Here is a 7,320-nt window from a genome sequence, read left to right on the forward strand (position 1 = left end):
GTACCGGCTTCTTTCAGACGAACCGCTTCTTCTACCGCGATTTCACAAAATGGGTTCAGAGCCATTTTTACATTGGCCAGATCTACATCGCTGTTGTCCGACTTCACGCGCACTTTGACGTTGTAGTCGATCACGCGTTTCACGGTGACTAATACTTTCATATCGACCTCTTTCAATACGTAAAGCGAATTCGATCCCGCTTTAGTATTCAGTTTTTATTGTGTTGCCCAACACCCAATATTCAGGGATACGCAACTGATATGCGCTATCCCAAAGGATGTATTTTCAGGCTGTAAGCAGGTCGGAACAGCCGGGCTGGATTCGCCGACCTGCTTGAGATTGTTGGCTTAAGCCTTAGAAAAGTTCTTCATTTAGCGCCATGATGCTTGCGCTACCCGCTTGAATAGCTGCCAGATTGCTCTTCACACGTGGCAGCAGGTGTTCACTAAAGAACTGTGCGGTAATCAACTTAGCCTGCAAGAATTCAGGGTCACCGTTACCGGCATCCAACTGTGCCTGAGCTTTGATCGCGGATTGCCCCATGATCCAAGCACCGCAGATGTAACCAAACATCATCATGAACTGGACGCTGACACTACCTGCCGCTGCAGCGTCTTCTGCTGCATTTTCCAGTAACCATTCGCGTGCAGCCTTGCCTGACGCCACCGCTTCACGCAATGCAGCCCCCTGCGCCGCAAACTGCTCGCCACCTTCCAGCTGCTCGACGGTCGTTTCAATCTCTGCCAGTAGCTCAGACAGATGCTCACCGTTATTCACCAGCGTTTTTCGGCCCACCAAGTCCAGTGCCTGAATACCGGTCGTACCTTCATAAATGGTCAGGATACGGGCATCGCGATAGTGCTGGGCTGAGCCGGTTTCTTCGATAAAGCCCATGCCACCATTCACCTGAGTACCCAGGTAAGTCACCTCTTGAGCCAGCTCGGTCAACCAGCCTTTAACGATAGGCGTCAGCAACTCAACACGTTCGGCATGTTTCTTAGCACTTGCGTCATCCTGTGCAAACTGGCTGCGATCAATCTCCGCTGCGGCCACAAATGCAAGTCCACGCATCGCTTCAATGGAAGACTTCATCTGCATCAACATACGACGTACATCCGGGAATTTGATGATCGCAAAGCGGCTGCCGTCTCGTTTGGTACCCTGCAAACGTTCTTTCGCGTATTCAACCGCCTGCTGATAGGAACGCTCTGCGATACCCAGCCCCTGCAGACCAACACCCTGACGAGCGTGATTCATCATCGTGAACATATACGCGAGGCCTTTATGTGCCTCACCGACCAAATAACCTACCGCACCCTCGTTATCACCAAAGCTCATGACACAGGTTGGGCTACCGTGGATACCCAGTTTGTGCTCCAGCGATACACAGTGTGCATCGTTACGCGCACTCGGATTGCCGTTCTCATCCAACAGGAATTTCGGTACCACAAAGAGAGAGATCCCCTTCACACCCGCCGGCGCATCCGGTAGGCGTGCCAATACCAGATGCACAACATTGTCTGTCATCTGATGGTCACCCCAAGTGATAAAGATCTTCTGACCGGTAATCAGATAGTGATCACCGTTAGGCACCGCCCTGGTTTTCACTGCCGCCAGATCAGAGCCTGCATCCGGTTCAGTCAGGTTCATGGTGCCGGTCCATTCTCCGCTGACCATTTTAGGCAGATAGGTCTGTTTCAGCTCATCGGAACCGTGGTGTGCAATCGATTCGATCGCCCCCTGTGTCAGCAGCGGACACAAAGCGAAGGCCAGGTTGGAAGACTGCCAGATTTCATTCACTGCAGTACCCAATACGTTCGGCAGGTTCTGGCCTCCGAACTCCTCTGCAGGCGTCAGAGACGACCAGCCCCCTTCCATGTACTGCTGGTAGGCTTCTGCAAAACCATCGGTTTGCTGGACGCCGTTCTCACCCAGCTGTGGATGCTGGGTGTCACCAACTACATTCAGCGGGGCCAGCACATCGGAACCTAATTTTCCAGCTTCAGTCAGAATCACCGATGCCAGCTCGGCATTCGCATCTTCCATGCCCGCGTCTGCACAAAGCGCATCGAAATCAACCAGTTCATTCAGGACAAACTCTGCATCGCGATAAGGGTGCTTATATTCGCTCATAATCTTCCACTCGTTGCGGGTCAATATCAGGACTGACCTCTCTTTATTTTTTGCTTAATCGGTCGCCCTCACATCAGGAGGGCAACCTCCGAATCAATAGAAAGTACGCTTTTCAGCCTGCTGTGCTTTAAAGCCATCAGTCAGCTGGTACAACGCACCGTGCTGTTTATTGGCCTCAACCTTAGCCGCGAAAACATCCAGCCCTTGCGTGTCGATGTAACGCAATGCGCCACCGCGGAAACGCGGAAAACCAAGGCCCAGAATCAAGCCCATATCCGCTTCAGTCGCGGTTTCAACAATTCCGTCTTCCAGGCAACGTACTGCTTCCAGACACATTGGAATCATCATGCGATCAATGATCTCCTGATCACTGATATCAAGGGATTGCGTCATACGATCAGCAATCAGCTGACGCGCCAGACCGGCAGGTTCTTTATAGCGACGACCACTATCATCGACACCGTACTCATAGAAACCCTTGCCGTTTTTCTGCCCTAAACAATCGGCAGCCAACAGAGCTTCAGCGATGACATCCGCGTCATGCCCCATACGTTCAGGGAAACCTTCCTGCATGACATGATCGGCATGAACCAGCGTATCAATGCCTACAACATCAGCCAGATAAGCGGGCCCCATCGGCCAGCCAAACTGTTCCATCACACGGTCGATACGTTGAAAATCGACGCCATCAATCAGCAAACGGTTAAAGGCATTGAAGTAAGGAAACAGAATTCGATTGACCAGAAATCCCGGACAATCATTCACCACAATCGGTGTCTTACCCATCGCCGTTGCATACGCCACGGTACGAGCGATGGTCTGGTTACTGGTTTTGCTGCCGCGAATCACTTCCACCAGTGGCATCAGATGCACCGGGTTAAAGAAGTGCATGCCACAGAACTGCTCTGGGCGTGCCACACTTTCCGCCAGCGAATCGATCGAGATCGTTGATGTGTTGGATGCCAGCACAGCATCGTCGGGTACTGCTCGCTCCACATCAGCCAATACTGCGGCCTTCACCACTGGGTTTTCGACCACAGCTTCTACTACCAGATCAACCGCCCAGAACTCGTTATATTCCAGCGTAGGCGTGATGGCATCCATCACAACCGCTTTACCCGCGTTATCCAGACGGCCTTTATCTATCTTTCGGTCCAGCAGTTTAGACGCAGTTTTTACACCCAGATCCAGTGCTTCTTCTCGAATGTCTTTCATCAGTATCGGCGTGCCGCTAGACGCAGATTGATAAGCAACACCTCCACCCATGATGCCCGCACCTAATACCGCACTCTGCTTCACGGGTGCTGCCTGCTTGCACCAACGCTTCGACTTTTTCTTCAGCAGCTGGTCGTTCATAAACAGCCCAACCAAACTCTGAGCGGCATCAGACTGCGCCAGTGAAGTGAAGCCATCGACTTCCACATTCAGTGCCTCAGCAAAATCCAGCGTACTGTGCTGAATCACAGACGCCAGAATGACACCGGCAGCCGGATAGTTCGGATCAAGTTTTTTACCGTACTTCTCACTCAGATCCGCCAGTTCGGTTCGTACCGCCAGAGAATCAACCAACGGCTGCTGCTTACGCGCGCGGTTCTTGGCATAGCTCTTTTCACCCGCCATCGCCGCGTGCAACACAGATAACGCCTCTTGGCGCAAAACATCAGACGCTACGATACAATCTACCGCGCCCTGATCTAATGCGACCTGAGACTTCTGAGGTTTACCGGTCAACGTCCATTGCAGCGCCGCTTCGGTTCCGATCAGGCGACTCAACCGTACCGTGCCACCCCAGCCTGGACAGATACCCAAATTTACTTCCGGCAGGCCCACCCGCGCATCCGCGGCCAACACACGAAAATCCGTACACAACGCAAGCTCAAAACCACCGCCCAACGCCATGCCATTGATAGCCGCGACCGTGGAAAAAGGCAGGTTCTCCATTGCACTAAAGGTTTTGTGCGTCTCGTTAATCCAGGCTTTCAGCTCTTCCGCGGTCAGGGCGAAGTTACTTTGAAATTCGGTGATATCGGCACCCACAATAAATGCAGGTTTTGCACTGCTAACCAGCAAGCCCTTAACATTTTTAGTCTCTGCCAAGAGAGACACGGCTTCACCCAGTTCCTTCAGGGTCAGATTATTCAATTTGTTAACAGACTCGCCCTGAAGATCGAACTCAAGTTCGAACACACCGGTGTCTATGGATTTGAGGCTGACTGCCTGACCGTTATACATATTTGTTTCCTCACACGCCTATCTGCACAAAAAAAAGGGCCATTTCTGGCCCCAAGGGACATTCATGTCCTACCAGAGTGCAAACAAGCCAAAATCAGTTATAGGCTTAAAAACAGCCATCCGTGGCCAAATGGAGTAAGAATCTGACTCCAGCCCAGTACGTTTAACCCGCAAAGAAGGAGATCGGGTTAAACGCGTTCAAACAATGCAGCGATACCCTGACCGCCACCAATACATAGGCTCACAATTGCATAACGGCCATTAACTCGGTTCAGTTCGTGCAACGCTTTAACCGTCACAACCGCACCAGTTGCCCCAATTGGATGCCCCAGAGAGATACCACTACCATTCGGATTCACCCGATCACGTGGCAGATCCAGCTGCTGTGCAACGGCAAGTGCCTGAGCAGCGAATGCTTCGTTCACTTCGTACACATCGATGTCATTCACGCTGAGCTCATTACGTTCCAGGATTTCCTGAATCGCGGGTACAGGGCCAATACCCATGATCTTCGGATCAACACCCACTACGGAGTAATCAACCAGCCTGGCCATGGCTTGCACACCCTGAGCCTCAGCTTCTTCACGATCCATCATCACCAGCGCCGCCGCCGCATCATTCAAGCCAGACGCGTTGCCCGCAGTCACAGTGCCGTCTTTCTTAAACACCGGCTTAAGCTTCGCCATGTCAGCCGGCGTGCAGTCGTAACGAACATGCTCATCGGTATCGAACAACGTCACACCTTTGCGGCTTTTCAGCTCAACCGGCACGATCTGCTCTTTGAAGTAACCGTTTTCAATCGCGTTTTGCGCGCGGTTGTGGCTCTGCGCCGCCAGCTCATCCTGCTGTTCGCGGGTGATGCCATATTTTTCAGCAACGTTTTCAGCCGTTACGCCCATGTGGATGTGATTGAACGGACAGTGCAGTGCCGCAACCATTGGATCAATCAGTGCACCATCACCCATACGCTGGCCGAAACGTGCGGTTGGAATGTGGTACGGCGCAAGGCTCATGGATTCAGCACCACCGGCCACCACCGTGTCACAGATACCCAGCTCAATCTGCTGTGCTGCAGTCAGGACCGCCTGCAGGCCACTGCCGCAGAGGCGGTTCACGGTCAATGCTGGCGCTGTTTCAGACAATCCACCGTTCAGCGCCGCAACGCGCCCCAGATACATATCAGCAGGTTCGGAGTGAATGACGTTGCCGAAGACAGTTTGCCCGACAGATTCAGCAGCAATGCCCGCACGCTTAACGGCTTCTGCCACCAACATACCTGCCAGATCACCCGGTTTTTGAGTTTTCAGGCTACCGCCGTAGCTACCAATCGCTGTACGTACGCCACTTACCACAACCACTTCACGTTTCTGCATGGGACTCTCTCTGATCTGCGCCGACGCTCTGTCTACAGCAGCCTTCGCGTGTTGTTTTGACTTGGCCGAATGATTTCGTGAACCACCCGTACCAGAATGTCCTCTAGTTTCATGTGCGGGCGCCAATTCAACAATAACGAAAGCAGTCTTATAGTTAACATTTTCGGACATAAGAATTACACTAATGGCAGATTTAAACGGTTCACCCACCCATTAGCCTGTCATATGCGGACACTGACATGAGCACTGAACGCCATTCCATCTCTATCCATTTTGCGCGCACTCTGGTTGCGTCAGCGAAACGAAACGGTATTGACCACCAGAAATTATTACGCTTTGCCGGGTTAAACGAACAACTGCTGGAAAATCCGGGATTACGGATTACGCCGGACCAGCTCAGCCGAATGATGCAGGAGATGTGGCGGGTAGCCGATGATGAGTTTATGTGTATGGGGAGCCAGCCCTCACGGCATGGTGTGTTCACCCTGATGGCTAAACAAGCGGTGCGGTGCCGCAACCTACGCGCCGTTTACCACCACCTGGGGCACTTCTATAATCTGGTGGCAGACGCGTTGATTCTCGACTTTACAATCAGTGATAACGAGGTCCGCTTTTCTCTGCGCCTGACTGATCCGGACAAGGATCCGGACAATACACTCAGAGAGTTCCTATTGTTGCTGTGGCACCGCTTTCCCAGTTGGCTGATCGGTCAGCGCATACCGTTAAAATACGTGACACTCGACTTTCCCGAGCCGGCACATAAAGCCGAACATCGTCTGATGTACCCGTGTACCGCGATATACGATCAACCCGAAAACTGTCTGGTATTCAGCACCGAGTTACTGGATGAACCCGTGGTTCAGACCCCGCGTACCCTCAGCGCCTATTTGCGTCGCGCGCCCTTAGACTGGTTCAAACGACAGGCCTACTACCCGGTTTTTACCCGACGGGTGATGGACTATCTGGAGCGGGATCAGGAGCTGGCCACCACCAGCATGGATGAAATTGCAGAGGAGTTGCATGTCACTTCCAGGACGCTACGCCGAAAACTGGCCGATGAAGGCACCAGCTTTCAGGAGCTCAAAGATGATGTCCGGCGTGATGCCGCAATTCACTATCTTAGCCAGCCAGCGATCCCAATCTCCCAGATATCCCGCCAGCTAGGATTTTCAGAACCCGCAGCATTTACCCGCGCGTTTAAGCAATGGACCGGTGTACCGCCCGGCATTTACCGCCGCAGCTAACAGCCTTCAGATTGACGATGATCGCTACCCTTTAGACACACAGATACTGGTGAACATCGTTCTCATCCAACCAGCGTTCAATTTTCTGCTCTGCCAACAGATAGTTCAGATGGGCCAGACATTCACCGCAACCTAAGAAAAGATCAAAGATCGAAAGCTTACGTGGGTAAAGAATCTCCACCAGCTGCATCACATTTCGCGCTTCTTCACAGGACTTCAGCAGCAGGTCCAGTGTACCCTGTTGTTCAACAGCTTGCTGGAGATAAGCAGCCAAGCGTGCGCTGTCAAGAGTCAGCGCCTTATCATCCTGGATAAGAGCAACAGCTAATGGATCGTCA

At 52.4% G+C, this 7,320-nt stretch carries 5 protein-coding genes and 1 pseudogene; 1 reads left to right on the top strand and 5 read right to left on the bottom strand.

The features are described 5' to 3' along the window. From ABYW01_RS09705 to bktB, 4 genes and pseudogenes are all read right to left on the bottom strand, one after another. Nucleotides 1–161, bottom strand: a pseudogene (locus ABYW01_RS09705) (electron transfer flavoprotein subunit beta/FixA family protein); the annotation flags it as partial. A 193-nt stretch (nt 162–354) separates the two neighbouring features. Next, nucleotides 355–2,133 (bottom strand): acyl-CoA dehydrogenase C-terminal domain-containing protein, encoded by a 1,779-nt coding sequence (locus tag ABYW01_RS09710; protein WP_372832371.1) that lies wholly within the window; start codon nt 2,131–2,133, stop codon nt 355–357. Nucleotides 2,134–2,226: 93 nt separating this feature from the next. Continuing rightward, nucleotides 2,227–4,365 carry a fatty acid oxidation complex subunit alpha FadB gene (fadB, locus tag ABYW01_RS09715; protein ID WP_372832373.1) on the bottom strand — a complete coding sequence of 713 codons (2,139 nt, stop codon included), beginning with the start codon at nt 4,363–4,365 and terminating at the stop codon, nt 2,227–2,229. Nucleotides 4,366–4,553: 188 nt separating this feature from the next. Further along, nucleotides 4,554–5,909 carry a beta-ketothiolase BktB gene (gene bktB, locus ABYW01_RS09720; protein WP_372832375.1) on the bottom strand — a complete coding sequence of 452 codons (1,356 nt, stop codon included), beginning with the start codon at nt 5,907–5,909 and terminating at the stop codon, nt 4,554–4,556. A 68-nt stretch (nt 5,910–5,977) separates the two neighbouring features. Between bktB and ABYW01_RS09725 the strand changes: the two genes are divergently transcribed. Beyond that, nucleotides 5,978–6,982 (top strand): AraC family transcriptional regulator, encoded by a 1,005-nt coding sequence (locus ABYW01_RS09725; RefSeq protein ID WP_372832377.1) that lies wholly within the window; start codon nt 5,978–5,980, stop codon nt 6,980–6,982. Nucleotides 6,983–7,013: 31 nt separating this feature from the next. Here ABYW01_RS09725 and ABYW01_RS09730 read toward each other — a convergent pair. Continuing rightward, nucleotides 7,014–7,320 (bottom strand): hypothetical protein (locus ABYW01_RS09730; RefSeq protein ID WP_372832379.1); only part of this gene is annotated, 307 nt, incomplete at its 5' end.

The organism is Pontibacterium sp. (assembly GCF_041587635.1).
GTDB lineage: Bacteria > Pseudomonadota > Gammaproteobacteria > Pseudomonadales > Balneatricaceae > Pontibacterium.

What these genes read in the sequence shown, in the direction of transcription:
- ABYW01_RS09710 (WP_372832371.1), bottom strand. Translation starts at nt 2,133, where the DNA reads ATGAGCGAATATAAGCACCCTTATCGCGATGCAGAGTTTGTCCTGAAT.
- fadB (WP_372832373.1), bottom strand. Translation starts at nt 4,365, where the DNA reads ATGTATAACGGTCAGGCAGTCAGCCTCAAATCCATAGACACCGGTGTG.
- bktB (WP_372832375.1), bottom strand. Translation starts at nt 5,909, where the DNA reads ATGTCCGAAAATGTTAACTATAAGACTGCTTTCGTTATTGTTGAATTG.
- ABYW01_RS09725 (WP_372832377.1), top strand. Translation starts at nt 5,978, where the DNA reads ATGAGCACTGAACGCCATTCCATCTCTATCCATTTTGCGCGCACTCTG.